This is a genomic window from Mesorhizobium sp. WSM4842 (genome assembly GCF_055901575.1).
In genome coordinates this window covers 2,700,853-2,718,106 of sequence record NZ_CM148372.1, presented here as the reverse complement: position 1 = coordinate 2,718,106, position 17,254 = coordinate 2,700,853, and the positions used below count along the sequence as shown (strand labels likewise).

15 protein-coding genes are annotated in these 17,254 nt (G+C 61.7%); 8 read left to right on the top strand and 7 right to left on the bottom strand.

The window, feature by feature from the left end:
• The first annotated feature begins 28 nt into the window (after nucleotides 1-28).
• The 7 genes from AC0NIE_RS13240 (at nucleotide 29) to lpxD (ending at nucleotide 7,635) form a co-directional block, all read left to right on the top strand.
• A complete protein-coding gene (locus tag AC0NIE_RS13240) occupies nucleotides 29-664 on the top strand; it encodes an antitoxin Xre/MbcA/ParS-like domain-containing protein (RefSeq protein ID WP_473488594.1) in 636 nt (211 codons plus the stop codon).
• Between the two features lie 397 nt (nucleotides 665-1,061).
• Nucleotides 1,062-2,021 carry an aspartyl/asparaginyl beta-hydroxylase domain-containing protein gene (locus AC0NIE_RS13235; RefSeq protein ID WP_473488593.1) on the top strand — a complete coding sequence of 320 codons (960 nt, stop codon included), beginning with the start codon at nucleotides 1,062-1,064 and terminating at the stop codon, nucleotides 2,019-2,021.
• A gap of 424 nt (nucleotides 2,022-2,445) precedes the next feature.
• Entirely contained in the window at nucleotides 2,446-3,111 is a 666-nt protein-coding gene (locus tag AC0NIE_RS13230; RefSeq protein WP_473488592.1) for a MipA/OmpV family protein, read from the top strand.
• 302 nt (nucleotides 3,112-3,413) lie between these two features.
• Nucleotides 3,414-3,902 (top strand): class I SAM-dependent methyltransferase, encoded by a 489-nt coding sequence (locus tag AC0NIE_RS13225; RefSeq protein WP_473488591.1) that lies wholly within the window; start codon nucleotides 3,414-3,416, stop codon nucleotides 3,900-3,902.
• 429 nt (nucleotides 3,903-4,331) lie between these two features.
• Nucleotides 4,332-5,504, top strand: a complete 1,173-nt coding sequence (locus AC0NIE_RS13220) for a patatin-like phospholipase family protein (protein ID WP_473488590.1) — start codon at nucleotides 4,332-4,334, stop codon at nucleotides 5,502-5,504.
• Between the two features lie 158 nt (nucleotides 5,505-5,662).
• Entirely contained in the window at nucleotides 5,663-6,433 is a 771-nt protein-coding gene (locus AC0NIE_RS13215; protein ID WP_165848435.1) for a DUF3313 domain-containing protein, read from the top strand.
• A 176-nt stretch (nucleotides 6,434-6,609) separates the two neighbouring features.
• Nucleotides 6,610-7,635: a UDP-3-O-(3-hydroxymyristoyl)glucosamine N-acyltransferase gene (gene lpxD, locus AC0NIE_RS13210; RefSeq protein WP_473488598.1), complete on the top strand. Its 1,026-nt coding sequence runs from the start codon at nucleotides 6,610-6,612 to the stop codon at nucleotides 7,633-7,635.
• Between the two features lie 263 nt (nucleotides 7,636-7,898).
• Here lpxD and AC0NIE_RS13205 read toward each other — a convergent pair whose 3' ends face one another.
• The 3 genes from AC0NIE_RS13205 to AC0NIE_RS13195 form a co-directional block, all read right to left on the bottom strand.
• Nucleotides 7,899-9,134, bottom strand: a complete 1,236-nt coding sequence (locus AC0NIE_RS13205) for a class I SAM-dependent methyltransferase (protein WP_473488589.1) — start codon at nucleotides 9,132-9,134, stop codon at nucleotides 7,899-7,901.
• Nucleotides 9,135-9,449: 315 nt separating this feature from the next.
• A complete protein-coding gene (locus tag AC0NIE_RS13200) occupies nucleotides 9,450-9,962 on the bottom strand; it encodes an OmpA family protein (RefSeq protein ID WP_473488588.1) in 513 nt (170 codons plus the stop codon).
• Nucleotides 9,963-9,972: 10 nt separating this feature from the next.
• On the bottom strand, nucleotides 9,973-10,632 hold the full coding sequence (locus AC0NIE_RS13195) for a L,D-transpeptidase (RefSeq protein WP_473488587.1): 660 nt from the start codon (nucleotides 10,630-10,632) through the stop codon (nucleotides 9,973-9,975).
• Between the two features lie 275 nt (nucleotides 10,633-10,907).
• Between AC0NIE_RS13195 and AC0NIE_RS13190 the strand changes: the two genes are divergently transcribed.
• The gene (locus AC0NIE_RS13190; protein WP_473488586.1) at nucleotides 10,908-11,966 is read left to right on the top strand and encodes an aminopeptidase; all 1,059 of its coding nucleotides are present in this window, start codon (nucleotides 10,908-10,910) and stop codon (nucleotides 11,964-11,966) included.
• 231 nt (nucleotides 11,967-12,197) lie between these two features.
• Here the strand turns inward: AC0NIE_RS13190 and AC0NIE_RS13185 are convergent, their stop codons facing one another.
• The 4 genes from AC0NIE_RS13185 to AC0NIE_RS13170 form a co-directional block, all read right to left on the bottom strand.
• On the bottom strand, nucleotides 12,198-12,431 hold the full coding sequence (locus tag AC0NIE_RS13185) for a hypothetical protein (RefSeq protein ID WP_292180813.1): 234 nt from the start codon (nucleotides 12,429-12,431) through the stop codon (nucleotides 12,198-12,200).
• Between the two features lie 33 nt (nucleotides 12,432-12,464).
• Nucleotides 12,465-12,908, bottom strand: a complete 444-nt coding sequence (locus tag AC0NIE_RS13180) for a hypothetical protein (protein WP_473488599.1) — start codon at nucleotides 12,906-12,908, stop codon at nucleotides 12,465-12,467.
• Nucleotides 12,909-13,101: 193 nt separating this feature from the next.
• The gene (locus AC0NIE_RS13175) at nucleotides 13,102-15,813 is read right to left on the bottom strand and encodes a CoA-binding protein (RefSeq protein WP_473488585.1); all 2,712 of its coding nucleotides are present in this window, start codon (nucleotides 15,811-15,813) and stop codon (nucleotides 13,102-13,104) included.
• A gap of 12 nt (nucleotides 15,814-15,825) precedes the next feature.
• The gene (locus tag AC0NIE_RS13170; protein WP_123146651.1) at nucleotides 15,826-17,109 is read right to left on the bottom strand and encodes an ATP citrate lyase citrate-binding domain-containing protein; all 1,284 of its coding nucleotides are present in this window, start codon (nucleotides 17,107-17,109) and stop codon (nucleotides 15,826-15,828) included.
• Nucleotides 17,110-17,254: the final 145 nt, after the last annotated feature.

Below are 17,254 nucleotides of genomic sequence, written 5' to 3'. Positions count from 1 at the left end.
GCAGCAACCCAGGTGGCCAGGGCGATCGATGAGGTTGCCTCTTGGTGACGGCGCCGCGCTCGGTCGCTGGGCAAATCTTGCGGAACCGTCAAGCCGCTCCCTTCGCCAGCGAAACTTGCCGCGCGGCTGTCTCGGCCAGACCGGCAGGGGCACAAGGCCGTCTGAGGAAAAGAATGCCGATTTGGCGCGAGCGAACGCGGGGCGAGATTCTGAACCCTATTTGACGCGATCGCGTCTCGCCGATGTTGCCACAATGCGTCTTGAAGACTGGGCAGGCGCAGTTGCCGGGCCAACATACCTCGAAGAAAATCTGCAGATTCCGAGATCGACGTTGCACCGCTGGCAGAAGCGTAACCAGGTCATAGCATTGCGCAAGGGCCTCGGGAGGCACGTGTTCCCGCTGGCCCAGTTCGTTGACGGAAGACCCGTTGCCGGAATACCTGAGGTGTTCGCGCTGGCAAAGCAGCCAAGGCTTGCGTGGTCGTGGCTCGTTCGCCCGTCACCCTATCTCGAGGGCAGTGTTCCCATCAACTTGCTGAGACGAGACCTTGTCGAGGACGTCGTGATAGCTGCCAGGCGTTCGTTCTACCTGAACATTGGTCGAACGCGGGAGTCGAGCTTGGGGGCTCCTGGGCGAACCCTTTTCCAGCAACCCGCTCCCTGAGCGGGAGCCAGTGTTTGCGGCGCTCGGCGAAGCGCGACATGTCAGGCGAAAGTCGTCGGTCGAATCGGCCATGGCAGGCACATCCCCAGCCATCGCGGACCATTTCGCGACAAGGTTTCGCACGGCCTGGTCATTCCAGGCCAGCCGGATGGTGTCCGGCAACCATCATAATGATCAACCCTCAAGAGCCGCGGATGACCGACAGCGAGTGCATGCCGTGGGACGATAACAACTCTTAACAATACAAAATCCAAGGCAATGACAAATCTGGACTAATGCCGCCATCCGGAGCGTGTGAGCGCCTCGGATGAAACCATTCTGAAGTGTCTGACCTGGGTCGGCGCAACGGGACCCATCCATCAACATCGCGGTAACTGGCGCACTCAGGGCAAATCTCATGCTAATTCTTGTCGTCATGGTCACGCTTGTGGCCGCGAGCATCGTGTACGTCTACCGCTTCCGGGGCGAAGCCCGCTACAAAAGCCTGTCTGAGTACCTCCGCAAGGGATGGCCGATCTTTTCGCCGTTGAATTGTGCGTTGTACATGACAACGCTCTCGCGCGGATCAAAGGCCGTGCTCGACCCGGCGGATTTTCCGGAACTCGAACTGCTGCGTCAGAACTGGCAAACCATTCGGAATGAGGGCATGGACCTGCTGCGCGAGAACTACTTCGACGCCAGCAAACGGCCCGGCACCGCAGGAACCTATGACGTCGGCTTCCGGACGTTCTTCAAGTACGGCTGGAGCCGCTTCTACATCAAGTGGTACGGGTATGAGCATCATTCCGCGAGACGCCTTTGCCCCAGCACCGTCAAGATATTGCAGAGCGTTCCGAGCGTGCATGGCGCGATGTTTGCCTATCTACCCAAGGGAGCCCAACTGACCCGGCATGCCGATCCAATTGCCGTGTCACTGCGCTACCACCTCGGTCTCGTCACCCCGAACTCCGACGCCTGCTTCATCAATGTGGATGGCCGCAAGCTGAGTTGGCGCGATGGCGAGGTTATCATGTTCGATGAGACCTACCTGCACTTCGTGCGCAACGATACCGACTGCGATCGCCTCATCCTCATGTGCGACGTGAAACGGCCCCTGAACCCGCTGGGTGCCATATTCAATTTCTTCTACGAAGGCTTAACGCGTGCCACGGTGGTACCCAACACGCCCGAAGACCGTCGTGGCTTGGCCAACAGGGTCTTTGCTGGACTTGCGCCTATCCTGGCAGGCAGCAAGGCACTGAAGTCGACGAACCGTCCATTGTACCTCGTCATCAAGTGGTCGGTGAACACCTTGCTGTTGCTGCTGCTGTTGGGGCTGATTGCGGGCGTCGCGCAGTTGCTCAGCCGACTCGTCTAAAAGCTTAGCTTTGATTCGCTCTTGATATGCACAATTCAAGCGAAAGCCGAGTGCTTGTTGCGCCTCCAGGCCAACCACATCGATCGCGGCGCAACATTTCTTAATATCACAAAATCCAAAGCAACCTCGTAGTCCTAGACAGTGCAGCCGCTGGAGGGCCGATGCGTCGGGCTTCCCCTCGCACGCGTTGAGTATCTTCCACCATCCCCAGGAGCCGGTTCGCATGTCGCTAACGAAGCATTTCTCAACCCGCTCGCGGCATGTCGCCGTCGCTACGAGCCTCTCGGCGATTACTTTTCTCCCGCTCCAGGCAGGCGCGGCCGAGCCCTACGATAACGAATCGGCCGCAGCGACTCCCAAGGCGGCAAACGTCGATGAGAGACGGTTCGGTCGCATACGCCAGAAGCTTTCCGACTGGAATGTCATGGTTGCGGCCGGAGCAATGTATCAGCCGAAATATGAGGGATCGGACGAGTACGAACTCGTCCCGTTTCCGATGGTCTCCGCAACCATTGGCCGCCTCACCATCTCTCCGGGCGGGCTGGATGTCGACGTGTTGGAAGCAAACGGTTTCAAAGTCTCGGTAAAAGGCGGTTTCGAGATGGGCGGAGGGCGCAAGGAAGAGGATTCCAAGCACCTGAAAGGCCTCGGTGACATCGACGCTGGCGCTATGGTCGGAACCAAGGTCTCGTATGAAACGGGGCCGGTGGAACTATATGCTTCCGTCGACAAGACGATTGGCGGCAGCGAAGGCCTGCTCGGTGTGGTGGGCGCAAATGTCTCCCATCATTATAACGCCTTTATTTTCTCCGCCGGCGCGTCTGCGATCTTCGCGGACGAAAACTATATGTATACCTATTTTGGGGTGACGGCCGTCCAATCCGCACGGTCGGGGTTGCGGCAATACGAGGCTGGCGCGGGGCTGAAGCGCTACGATATCGAAGCCTCGGTAACCTACATGGCGACGGAGAACTGGCTTATCCGCGGCCAGGTCGGTGTCGGTTTCCTCGCCGGCGATGCGAAGGACAGCCCGATCGTTCAGAAGGACGTGCAGCCGTCCGGGATGCTCTTCGTCGGTTACAGGTTCTAGGAGTCCAGCAAGGCGCACATTCGCCAACCCTGGCATGAACGTCGGCTAACTGGTGGCAAAACAAGCCATTGGCCAACAGGCAGGGCAATCCCGTCGACGCTTTCCGGCCAGCAACAACTCTTAACATCTCTTCAAAAACCGCAACTGGCGTCTCCAGGTAGGGCTTACGGATAAATGAATGTTCTCTGTCAGTAATGCGGAGCTACGCAATGTCGGACCCGACTACTCTATTCCGCACCTGGATGTCGCATCCTTTTCGGACCGCCTTGCTTGTGCCTTCCGGGCGAGCTCTGGCGGTGGCAATGACTCGCGAAATCAGTTCTTCGCAGTCTCCGGTTGTTGAGCTCGGCCCTGGAACCAGAGTCTTCACCCGGCAGCTCATTCTCCGCGGCGTGCCTCAGGAGCGCATAGCGCTCATAGAAAGCGCCACTTCCTTTGCCCACATGTTACGTCGCCAGTTTCCGGCTGCTGCGTTGCTTGACATCGATGCGACGGAGTTGCGCCGATGTGATCCCTTTAATGGCGAGAAAATAGGCACGGCGATCAGCAGCCTCCCGCTTCTCACCATGCCGGCTTGGCGTGTCTTCGCCATTCTGTACGGCGCTTTCCACATTCTTCGTCCGGAAGGAGCCGTCTATCAATTTACCTATGGCTGGCAGTGCCCGGTACCTGACTCCGTTCTCGACCGGATCGGTCTTGAGGCGACGTTCACTGAATGGGTTTTCGCAAATGCACCACCTGCACAGGTTTACCGGATCGCCAGGCGGCCGGACGCGATCGGAAGAGCCTGATGGACTTCCCCCGTTTGCCGTCTAGCTTCGAGGACGAGGTCGTTCGCACGGATAAGAAGTTGCTGTCCTGGGCAAAATGGTTCGCTAATCCAATTACGATGTTTCCTGTGCACTGCGCATGGGCGTAGCGACCAGTCCGTCGTCCTTGGCGGCCGCGTGTCACCGATTGCATCGTAGTTGCGGAGATGGTCGCCGAGCCCCCCGCTCAGACGGAAGTGGCTGGCACCGCGTCACGGTTACCGGAACGAGCGTAGGACGACGTGCCGGGTTGCGGGGCGCAACAACTCTTAACAATACATAACCCACGGTAATGACAAATCGGGATTAATGCCGCCAGACGCGACTGCAAAGAACGGTCGCCGAGCGCCGTATCGCCGTTGGAGACCTTGATGGTTCCTTCCGGCGATGGCCCGGGACAAGGCGGTAGACATGCATCGACTGGTGGCCATTGTCCTGCTGGCCTTTCTTGCTGGCTGTTTGGCGCCAGACCGCATTGTTTACGGGCCGAAGGCTGCGACGGCAGCCAGCATCCAGGGGTTCAGCGACATTCGTATTTATGCAGATTCGGCCCGGAAACTGCCCGAGGCGCACGCCTGGCTGCCCATCCCGAGACACAAGGAAATCAACTACCTGGTCTTGTCGAGCGGCGGTGGCGCAGGCGCATTCAGCGTCGGGGCGCTCAAGGCTTGGTCGGACAACGGACAGCGGCCGGAATTCGATATGGTCAGCGGCGTCAGCACGGGTGCGCTGATCGCGCCCTATGCCTTCCTCGGCTCGGCCTACGACCAGCCTCTCGTGGATCTCTATACAAGCGGTGTTGCCAAGGAGTTGGTCGATGCAGATTTCCTACCGAGGGGCCTGTTCGGAGCAAGTCTCCTGAAACAGGAGCCGCTTCGGAAAATGGTCGAGCGCTATCTGACGCGCGACATACTGGAAAAAATCGCGGCTGAGCACCGCAAGGGACGACGACTGTTTGTTTTGACCTCGAATCTCGATTCCCAAAGAGCGGTGATCTGGAACATGGGCGCCATCGCCAATAGCGGGCGGCCCGGTGCGCTGAAACTCTTCCAGGACATACTGATCGCGTCGGCAAGTATCCCCGGCGTTTATCCGGCCGTGCTCATCAAGGCCGAAGCTGGAGCGGAGGCGTTTGAAGAAATGCACTCCGACGGCGGGTCGGCGTCCCAAATCCTGACGATCCCAGAGGGGTGGATAGCCAATTCGGACAAGGGCGTGCGGCCTGAAAACCTCAAGTTCAACATGTACATCATCATCAACAATGCGCTCATGCCAGAATTTACCACGACAACGAACAACACGTTTGCTGTCATGGCCAGGGCGAATTCCACCCTCGTCAAGGCACAGACCCGCAGTGCGCTGCTGGCCACCTACATTTACGCCCAAAAGAACGGCATTCGGTTCCGCGTGGCCTCGATCGATAAGCAGCTCCCCTACAGGATGACCGATCCATTCAACACCGACTACATGCGCGCCGTTTACAACCTCGGATACGCAAAAATGGCGAACGGCAGCCTGTGGCACGACAGGCCCGTGTTCACCGACAAGGTTGCTGCCGCTCAGCCAGCGGAACAGAGGCAATAGCCTACCCCACCTGCCTCCTTCCATACACCAAGCCCCAACAGGAGAACGAAGTGCCAAATTCCCGTACAAACCAGGCTGCCGGTCGACCGCAGCATCGATCGATCGGTTTCGCGCTTCTGTCGTCCGTGCTCGTATCGGCAGTTGCCGGATGCACCTCGGTGCCGCTCCAGCCTGCCAATTCGCTGGCCTCCTATGACGGTCTTACCAAGGTCGATGGGCGAATAAGGAAGGCAGAGTACAAGGCCGTCCCCGAGGATCTCAAAGTAAGCAAGACAGTGTACATTGAGCCTACCGTGGTTTCGCCCACCGCTGCGCAATCCACCATAAAGCCTGCCGATCAGGCCTTGGTGGCGACAGTGGTCAGCCGCGCACTCTGCGTTGGCGTCAGCGATCGTTTCGTAGTCACAGGCGACAGAGAAAACGCCGATCTGATCGTTCACGCGACGGTCACCCGGATTGTGCCCACCAACGCCACAGCCGCCGGCCTGTCGACCGCGGCGTCAATCGGAGCCTCGTTCGCGGCCTCATCAGTTCCCGTGCCGAGAATTCCGCTGGGACTGGGCGGGCTTGCCGTCGAGGCCGAGGCGACCACCCGGGACGGGAAACAGGCGGGCGCGATGGTGTGGTCGAAGGGCGCAAATTTCGTGACCACAGGCGCGCGGATGTCGAAGATCGGTGACGCCTACTCTCTGGCGGAGAGTTTCGGAAGTGACTTCTCCAAGATGCTTGTCACGGGCAAAACACCGTTCAAGTTTGGCTTCCCGAAGTTTCCGTCTTATCAGAAGCTGAAATCCGGACTCGGCGGCAAACCCAAATATCAGGCTTGCGAAAGGTTCGGCCGGGCGCCCGGACTGAAGGACTTCGCAGGGTCACAGCTCGGTTTGCCGCCCTCGTGGACCGACAAGCCAGTTCGACCGCAGAGCCAGTAGAATTTGTATCGACCAACCCCATAGCCGGAAATCCGGACAGCGTCGTCCGCATGCGGACCCGCGGTAAGTCGGTCGGCCTGCTCTCCCCTGCCCCCCGACAGGCCGACCGACACACTGATGAATGGCAAATCCAACCGACCCAATCCTCCCATCAACCGAGCCTGACCGTGTCACCGATTTCTCAGCCGAGCGGATTAGCTTTAGCCGAACTCGTGGAAGAGGCCGGAGTGCCACTGCCGGCATCTGCCGATCCAAGCATGCTTCTGCAGAGTGGGGCGAGCCTCGAGATAGCACAGTCATGGCACATCGCCTACATTGATCACGCCCGTTACGCGAACGCCTTGCGCACCACCAAGGCCGGCGCTTGCTTTGTCACAGAGCGCTTCGCCCATATGGTGCCGCCCGGCACCGTTCCCATTACCGTACGGGATCCCCGCCTGGTTTTTGCCAAGGTGCTTGCCCGGCTACACCCCGAGGCGTTGCGAGCCGCACCGCTTTTGGGTAGTACCAATGTCACCGAGGGATGTTTTGTGCATCCATCGGCGCAGATCGGAGCCGGCGTCGTGCTCGATCCTGGCGCTGTTATCGGAGAGCGGGTATTTATCGGAGCCGGCACCACAATCGGTGCCCATGTGGTGCTGGGTCCAGACGTGGTCATCGGCTGGGATTGCTCCATCGGCCCCAGCGTCACCATCGCCCATTCCAACATGGGCGATCGGTCGATCGTTCATGCGGGAGCCCGCATAGGCCAGGATGGTTTTGGCTTTGCGATGAGCGTTTCAGGACTTGTGAAGGTGCCGCAACTCGGCCGCGTCACAATCGGAAACGACGTCGAGATCGGAGCCAACAGCACTGTCGATCGCGGCAGCGGGGGCAATACCGTCATTGGAGACGGGACGAAGATCGATAATCTCGTTCAGATTGCCCACAACGTGCGGATTGGACGCCATTGCGTGATCACTGCTCAGGTCGGGATCGCGGGCTCGACCGTGCTGGAGGACTGCGTTGCGGTGGGCGGCCATAGCGCCATTGCCGGCCATCTGCACATCGGCCGGGGCGCTCAACTAGCCGCGGCCTCGCGGTTCATGAGAGACGTGCCGGCAGGCGAACGCTGGGGCGGAATGCCCGCCAGACCACTGCGAGAATGGTTCCGCGAACAAACAACCCTGAAGAAACTGGCGAAGCATCGCCCTGGGGCCTGACTCTGTAGCCATGCTCGAAGTTAACTTCGCTGTCGGCGAGGTCCGCTTTCAGGCGGTGGCTACGAGATACTGAACGGCCGATATTAGGCGCAAAGCTGTCATTCGTGGCCGACCGCTTTGATCTGCGGACTTGTCGATTGGTTGCACTGGCGCTTCCGTCGGACGAAGATTGACCGGCGGGATGAGTGGGCGTGGCTGTCTGTTGTCATCCGAGTCCTGCAGGGGGAGCCAGCGGACCGGGCCCACTGGTGTGGATAGCGAAACTACGCACTCGTCTGCATCGAGCTCAGTAGGCGTCGCTCTTCTTCGACAATATAATCGCGGATGACTGGGACATCGTCACGGCGAGTCGAGATCAGTATCTGGAAGACAAAATTTGAACCGTTTAGGAAGCCGAGTTCGGCCGACGCCAGATAGAAATCCCACATACGGCAGAAGCGTTCGCCCATCATGGCGACTGCCTCCTCGCGCCTGGCCTCATAACCGAGACGCCAATTGTGGATCGTCCAGTAATAGTGCAGCCGCAAATTTTCGCAGTCGGCGCACCAGATCCCCGTGCGCTCCAACGAGGCAAACACCTCTGACAAAGCCGGCACATACCCACCTGGAAAGATATACTTGCGGATGAACGGCGCCGTCGTACCAGGCGGTGACATGCGTCCGATCGCATGAACCAATGCGAAGCCACCCTCCTTCAACAATCTATTAATGATCGTGAAATAGCTGTCGAAATGAACGACGCCCACGTGCTCCATCATTCCGATCGAGACAACACGGTCAAACTGTCCGCTGACCTCGCGATAGTCGACCTCGCGAAAATCGATCTGGTGAGCGACCCCGGCCTCGATCGCTCGAAGCCGAGACGCCGCCAATTGCTCCGTCGAAACGTTGATCGCCGTGACCTTCACGTCGCAATACTTGGCGAGATAGATGGCGAGAGCGCCCCAGCCTGAGCCGATTTCCATCACATGCATGCCCGGCTCTAGCTTGAGCTTCGCGGCAATGTGGCGATGCTTGTCCATCTGCGCTTGCTGCAGACTGTTGTCCGGTGCCGTGTAATAGGCGCACGAATAGGTCATTGTCTCGTCGAGCCATAGCTCATAAAATTTCGTCGGGATGTCGTAGTGATGCTGAACGTTTTTGGCGGCGAGACCGAGCTTGTTGTTCTGCTGGCGCCGGCGCAACGCACGCCAGACTTTCCGCAACGCCTTCTGAACAGGGTGGGCTGCCAACCCAGTGCGGTTGACGGAAAAAAGTGACAAGAGGTCAAATGCATTGCCACCGTTCTCGATCACCAAGCGGCCATCCATGTAGGCTTCGGCCGCCTTCAGTTCCGGATTGAAGAAGATCTCGCGTTCGACCGCTTTGTCGGTTAGGCGGATCGTCACGTCGGGCCCATCCTGTCCACTGCCGAAGGCTTGCCTGAAGCCGTCCTCGAATATGACAGTCAGGCGCCCGTTTTTTACAAAACGGGAGAGCAGATTTGGCAGCAGACGCATTGTGGCTCGTTTCTCCTCATTTGCCCCGTAAGTATGACTACCCGGTGTCGGTACATCAATACCGACCTGGGGGCGGAGGGGGACCGGACTTCAGAAGTCTCCTCCCAATGCCGAAGTAGCGACTCATCCTGGCAGCCTGCCCCGCGATCAGAAATGTCTGCTTCTGGCGCAATAAGATGTCCAGGGTGGTCGCCGGCAGCGTCTGCTATCCGGCAATCGCAAAGATCGCCTCAAGGGCGGACATCGGGCGCAAAGCAGCCATGCCGCCGTCGCGTGTGAGACGCTGCTTCGGGTCACAAGCAGAACAGCAGCCCCCTACGGCTCGTCCCTCTCATCGCGCAAATTAGCCACAACGCGGCGGTTCTGTGACCTGCAGGCGGTGTCGGGGCAGTCGCGGACGAGCCTGTCCTTGCCGTAGCCCTTGGCCCACATGCGGTTGCGGTCTATGCCGCCGGCGGCGAGGTAGTCCATCACCGCATCGGCGCGCTGCTGCGACAGCGCCGTTTCACTTGCGCCGGGATCGTCGGCGAAACCCTGCAGCTTGAGCAGCCAGCGCGGATGCTTTGCTAACCAGGCGATCTGGGTGTCGAGGGTGGCCTTGGCGACAGAATCGAGCGCGGCCGAACCTTGCGTGAAATAGGTGCGGCGGCCGACATTGAGGATAAAATCCTCCTCGCTGCCCGGCTGCACGTTCTGGAAGCCGGCAACCTCGGTGTTGGTGATGTCGGGCGTGGAAGGGGCCAGCGTGTTGCTGGTCGAGCAGGATGCGGCCAGCACCAGCAGGCCGGCGGCGAGCAGCCGGCGCGTGTTTTCAATCATGCGGTTCATGAGGCGCCAATCATTCGACAGTGGTGGAAGCGGGCGCCTGGTCGGCGATGTGCGGCAGGACCTGCACCGCGGTGCCGATCGGGCAGCGCTGGTAGAGGTCGATGATGTCTTCCGGGAACATGCGGATGCAGCCGCTGGAAGCGTCGGTGCCGATGCTCCATGGCTCCAGCGTGCCATGCAGGCGGTAGCCGGTGTCGGCGCCGTTGCGGTGCAGATAGAGCGCGCGCGGCCCGAGCGGATTGTTGGACGCGCCGCCTGCGACCATGTGCGGTAGGTCCGGCCTGCGCTTACGCATTTCGGGGGGCGGGACCCATTGCGGCCACAGCGCGCGGCGGTCGATCGTCGCGCGGCCGTACCATTTGAAGCCGTCCTTGCCGACGCCGACGCCGTAGCGGATGGCGGTCTTGTTTTCCATGATGATGTAGAGGAAGTGGTGGCGGGTATCGACCACGACGGTGCCGACCGGCTCGCTGCTGAAATACTTGACGATCTGGCGATGCCATCTCTTGTTGATCTTGGCGAAGTTGGTCTTGCGATAGACAAAATTGTTGTCGCTGGCGGTACCGGCGAAAAAGGATTTTGCCGCCGCGGCTTGAGCAATATTGCTGGTTGCACCCACCGCGACCAGCGCCAGGCCGCCCAGCACGACACCCCTGCGTGATAAAACCATCGGCAATATTCCCCCCCATGCCAAAAGCCTGGCGGACCATAGTTGAGAATTACTTCGCCTCAAAGTGGAAAATGCTGCGTTGCTTCAGTCCGCCGTATCCGGACATTCGGCAATTTGGCGGCCAGTGACCGAATTATGACAATCTTGCCGAGGACGAACGTCTAACCTAAACCCCATCCAGGACCTTAACCAAATTGGCGCGACTGTTTGGGACCGGGCGTAGTTGCGACATTTGCCCTATCCGGACGTGTGAGCAATGCCGTGGGCAAACCGTGATGCATGCTTTTTTTCGTTCGGTTGCTGCGATGATTGTGGTGTCCGGCGTGGCAGGTTGCACCAGCATTTCCTACTACGCACAATCCTTGAAGGGTCACGTGGAGATCATGGCGGCGCGCCAGGATGTCGGAGAGCTGATCGACGATCCGTCGACCCCTGGGACATTGCGCGCTCGAATGGCATCGGCGAGCGCCATCCGACAGTTTGCGATAGATGAACTAGCGCTGCCGGACAACAATAGCTACCGCAGCTATGTTGACGTTGGTCCGGACGCGGTGACATGGGCCATCTTCGCCGCGCCGGAATTCTCGCTGACGCCACGAACATGGTGCTTTCCGGTGTTCGGATGCGTTCCGTACCGAGGATACTTCTCCAAAAGGTCTGCGATTGAAACCGCTGTCGAACTTCAGAGACAGGGCCTGGACGTCTATGTGACGGGCATCACTGCATATTCCACGCTCGGCTGGTCAAGTGACCCGCTGCTAAGCACCATGCTCAGCCAAGATGAAGCGGGTCTTGCAGGGCTAGTTTTCCACGAGCTGGCCCACCAACGCGTCTATGTGAAGGACGATTCCGCATTCAACGAGGCATTCGCTGTCGCCGTCGAAACAACCGGCGTGAGAAAATGGCTGCGCGCGGCTGGTGATACCGGCGACTTGCGCCGTTACAAAGCCGACCGAAAGCGCAGGACCGAATTTCTTGCGCTGGTATCGCACACCCGGGACGAGCTAGCGCACGTCTATGACGACTCCAATACCTCGGACCAAAAGCGGGCCGCAAAGACAGCCGCGATCGAACGGCTGCGGATGCGCTACCGAGAGATGCGCGACAGTCGCTGGCGTGGATACCGGGGATACGATGTCTGGTTCGATGCTCCGATTAACAACGCGAAGCTCGCCGCGACTTCCGTTTACGGTGATCAGGTGACGACGTTTCTCCGCTTGTTCGATTTGTGTTCGGGCGACTATCCAAGGTTCTACGCGTTGGTTCGACGGATCGGCGCGTTAGACAAATCTGACCGCGCCGAAGCGCTCAAGGCGGCAGATTCATGCGATTGAGCCGGTCAAATCCGAAGGCCAGAAGCGGCGCATCGGTCGCTGATGTACTCGGCAGCCGGCGCAGGTGATTGAATTGACCATTTGTCGGCCGATTTCCTAGGTATTTTGACGTCGGCGGGGCCGGAAGCCGCATGTCGGCCTACAGAAGCCAAAAGCGGGCTTGCCTGAACTCCCCGCGGGATCCTGGACCACAATGATTGCCGGCGGGCCGTCGCGCCTCAGCGTGCGCCCCTACGAGGCCGAAAACCTCACGCTCACGCCGCGCTGCCGAAAATAAGCCTGCATTAGCTTGCGGCCCGAACGGTTGTTCTGCGCCAGCCTGGTCGGATCGAACACCGCTTGTTCTATCCCCTCTCGCGTCAGCGCTGCTTTGAGCGCCGCGATATGTGCGTCGATGTCGGCATTGTTCGCCTGGAGCGATGCATAGATGCTGTCGGTCGCCTCGGCCACGGTCGGCTCGCTCACGGGGGGTACTCCTTTGGCTATTCGGGCGGCGGCTTAGCACAGATCAGCGGCTTCGCCGATACCGATAAGACGGCTAGATGGGCGGCAACAGTGTTCCTTGGGGGCGGCCCGATGCGCATCGTCGAGATATTCCGTCGCGGCCAGCAGCCCAGATCCCGTGCGCCACCGAGGCACCAGGCCGCATGACGAGATGCCCGTCACATTACCCAAAATGAGCCCGATCCGCCCTGCATTCCGGGATAATGTCGCTTTGCACCAGGCTTTGCCGAACACGGCAAAATCGCCGCGACACAACCGCAGACGGCCTCGAGAACCAAGCCCCATCACATCATCGGCAGCTTTTGGGCCAACCCGATTGCTGCTGTCGTCCCCGCCGGTCACCGCCAGCGCCGCGCTTTCCCCATAGGCTCCACCCAGCACCCCGCGGCTTCCTCCTTGGGAGGTTTTCCAACGCGGGCCGATGTCGATCCAGCCCAACCCTCGTGCCGCGGCCCGCATCGAAAAACCTTCACCAAGCCGGACATCCATTCGGGCGAAGCAAATGACCGCTAAGGGTGTGGGTTCCGGTCATTCTTAAAGTCAAAGCCAAGGCCGGTGTGGGATCAGTTCAGTATTCCGCGGCGGCATCGCGATGGTGCGGACCGCGGGCTGGTGGCGGGCGGGGTCGCCATCAGACCACGAAGCCGCAGGCGGGCGGGGGGGTGCGGGTGTCCATGTTGCGGCCGCGGTTCAGGTGGTCGTCGATCTCGGCGGCCGCGCCGATCATGCGACCGTATAGGAAGACGGTGAAGGCCGCGGTCTCCAGGTCGCGCTCGGTCAGGGTGCCGGACTTGAAGTCCTTCCACAGCAGCGCCAGCAGCAGCGCCGCAATTACCGCGTCAACGTTGACGCAGAAAACGTAAGGCGAGGCCCCCTGATCGTGGAGTGCCTGGACGAGCTCGCGGTAGAAGGCGTGGAAGACGTTGTACTTTCCTTGCCGCGCCATGAATTCCGCGATGAAGCGCTCGCGCGGATCGTGGTTGACGGGCTTGCCTTTGAAGACCGGGTGATGGACGCCGGGGAGCGCGCGGACCTCAGTGCCGAGCTCCTTGGCCTGGGCCTTCTCGCGGCGGTACGTGCGCGCGAACGCCGTCGCCATCGCCTTCAGGTCGAGGCCGTGGGCTGGATCGGAGGGGTCGGTCAGCCCGGCGTCCTTGAATTGCTCGAGCAGGAAGGCCATGCCCTCGAAGCCGTTGCCGCCGTGGCTGTAGCCGGTATGGGTAAGGAAGCCGACCATCGCCTTGTTGATCTGCACGCGCGCGGGCGTCTGTGGCCCGTCCGCCGAGACCGCGCCCTTGGCACCCTGAGCCGAGATCGACCCAGGGCCGTTCGAAATCAGGAGCCCGACGAGCATCTGCAGCGGCAGCGCCTCCTCGGGAGTGGGCTTCTTTCCAGTCATGGCGAGGAAGCAGAGGTCGGCCATCGTCCATTGCCCAAAGCGCTCGTCGCGTGGGATGCCCCATAGCGATCCCGACCGGTGGTGCTCGCCGGGGATTGTCGCGCCGACCATGACGCCATAGAGCCGCAGGTACCAGGGCAGTGTCTCGGCGGTAAGGCGCGAGATGCGCTTGCGCATCAGCGGCCCCCAGGCGATCGTCGTGGCGATGGCCGCGAGAATTGCGTCCCGCGACAACCGGCCGCCGAGGCCCCCAAGGAACTTCAGGAACGCCGACCTGCCGCCGCGGGCCGCGATCGCAGCCAGCATGGCCTCTGGACGCGGGTCGGATGCCTCGGCCTCGGTGGCCAGGAACAGCGCCCGGGTGGCATCGTCACAGACAATCCCGGAGGCGTCGAATTCCTCGTCGCGCCCGTCCCTGAGGCCCGAATGGGCGAAGAGCCCGATGAGTGCCCGGGTGCAGCCGAGCGCCCGCTCCACGCGCTTCGGCCCGACGATGGCGGCGGCGGCTGCCATCACCGCATTCGGAGCATTGCCGGCCTCCCGCGCCGCTTCGGCGGCGACGAGGATCGGGTCGCCGACGAGGTTGACCTCGGCTGCGACCGCGACGTCGAGCATCGCCCGGTCGTTCTCGGTGGCGATCTCGTGCACGAGCGGCAGGGCGAAGGTCGCCTCCAGCGGCTCAAGCGCGAGATCGAGCACTGAATGGCCGTGCACGCTCGTCACCTGGGTTTTCGGGTCCATGACCGACGCGCCGGACTTGTCCTTCATGTTCTGCCGCGCGACCACCGCCCCGACCTGGGCGCCGAGCGCGGCGATCTCGCCGGCGTAGGGCTCGGGCGCGGTGACGACCGGCATGGCGAGTTCGGGCGGCAGCCGCAGGCCCTGGTCGTTGGCGACCCAGGGCTTCAGCGCGAGGTCCCCACGCGGCGCGAAGTCGGGCGCGGCGCCGTTGAGCGCCATCACCGCGGTGAGGGCGGCGGGGATGTCGGCGATGTTGGTGACGACGGCGCCCTTCGCGGACACGACCGGGTTCTCGGGCGTGAAGAGGCCAGGCACACCGAAGGCCCCCATGAACCAGCGCTCCTTCTCCTCGGCGCTGTCGCCCGAGCCGGCCATAGCGCCGGCATGCCCGACGGCACGGGTCAGCTTCGACTTCCAGCGGCCGACGACGCAGGCGACGACGGGCTTCGTCCAGTCGATGCCCTGCTCGTAGTAGCCGCCGGGTTCGGCATAGAGCACCGCCGCCTTGGAACGGTCGTCGTTGCCGAAGGCGTGGGCGAAATCGCGCGCGGCGTAGTGGATGTAGACGTCCTTGCCGGAGGAGACGAGCGTCGTCGTGCCCCAGCCCGCGGTGGCGAGATACTGGGCGATCGTCGTGGTGAAGCCGCCGGAGTTCGAGAAGATCGCGACTGAGCCTTTGAGCAGCGACTCCTCTGGCTTATCGCCGCCGAGCGCGCCGCCGATGCGCACGCGGTTCCACGAATCGGCGACGCCGAGGCAGTTGCCGCCGATGATGTCGATGCCGTTCGCCTGACCCATCGCCCGAATCTCGCGGGCGTCGTGCACGGAGATCTTCTCGGTGATGATAACGATCTTGCGCAAGCCCGGGTTCACCCGCACGAGCTCGGCCACGCCGTCGCGCACGCCCGACGGCGGCAGGTAGACGACGCCGGTATCGAAGGGGTGGCCGGCGTCGAGCCCCTCGCGCACGTTGTTATAGACAGGGATGTCGCCCACGGGCGTCTTCAGCACCTGCCCGCCGCGGCCGGGCGAGGTGCCGAAGACCACGTTGCCGCCGGAGAAGGCGTGGCTGGTCGGCGTGACCGTGCGCGACTCGCCGCCGAGGATGTTGAGTACGCAGACCCGGTCGTCGCGGGTCGCGATATCGGCCAGTGACCGGAGGCCGAGGAAATAGGGAAAGCCTTCGATGCCCTTGTGATACATGTCCGTCCTCCCTCAGGCCGCCGCGGCCTTGAGCCCCAGGGTAGCGGCGATCTCATCGCGGCCGCCGGCGCGCATCCACGTGTCGACGCGCTTGGCGTAGTTCACGACCTCGGAGATCGCGCTGTCGAAGCCGAAGAAGCGGTAGGGCAGGCCGAGCGACTCCAGCGTCTCGGCGAGGTTGCCCATACCGCGCACCAGGTTCGGACCGCCGCGTCCTACGACGACGTAGAGCGGCGTCGGCCCGTGCGCGGCGAAATATTCGCGCAGCGCGTCGCCCATGCCGCGGAAGGTCTCGAGGATGTCGGTGTTGTTCGACTTGCCGCCGATGATGAAGAGCACGTTGGTCTGGGCGAGGAAGTGCCGGTAGCAGATCGAGGCCACCGCCTTCATCTTCTCGTAGGGCGGGTTGCCGCCGAAGTCCGACGAGATGATCGCCGCCTCGCCCAGCACCTCGGTGACGAGGCTGTTGGCGCCGCCGCCGAAGGTCGGGGCAAGGATGGTGCCGCTCTCGTTGATCACGAAGACGTCCGACTGGCCCTGGTGGGTGCGCAGTTGGTTCACCTCCTGCTCGAAGGCAGAGATGTCTGCCGCGAACAGCTGGTCCGGCAGCCCGAGCCGACCTACGCGCGGATCGTCGCGGTCAAAGCCGCACTTGAAGTCGCAGGCCACCGGCGTCAACCGCCCGTCGCGCCCGGGACGCATGCGGATCGGGTTCAACTCCAGCGTCGTCATGCCGTAGTGGTGCATCAGCTCCCAGAGCTTCGGCAGGTGCTGCACCAGCGGCGAGATGATCTCCCGCGGCGCGCCAATGTCCGTCAGCGCGTTCGCCACCACAAAGGCCTTGAGCCCCGTGAGCGCCTCGAAGGGCACAGTGGCGATATCGGATTTATCGAGATCCTCGATTTCCACGCCGCCGCGGTGGGTCAGCGTCATGGTCGGCGCGCGGAAATGCGTGTCGTCGGTGATGGCGAAATAGACCTCGTGCTCGGCGGGAATGCCGGCCTCGAAGGTCACGCCGTTCGCCTTGGCGAAGGCGTTGCCGTGGCGGTGCTCGGCGAAGTAGAGCCGCTCCTTTTCGGCGAGCGCGGTCTTGAGGTCCCGCGCCTTGCCGATTAGTCCCGCCTTGCCCTTCTTGCCGACGCCGCCGCGGAAGACCGGCTTGACGAAGATCAGGCCGTGGCGGGCGATCAGGTCCTGGATCGCGTCTTCGCCAGCGTCGGGCCCGTGCACCTCGGACGCGGGGAAGTCGACGTGGCCGAGCAGCCTCGACCCATAAAGCATGCCGTTGAGTTGCATAGCCGTCCTCCCCAATGACCAGGCGTGGTTCGGTCGTTTGACCTGATGGGCACTCAATTTACGAATTTGCCGAGGTCGATGGAGCGACCAGGTTAGGCACAGACGCTCGCGGCAACAAGCGCCCGGCTAGCCTCAGTCCCGTCGT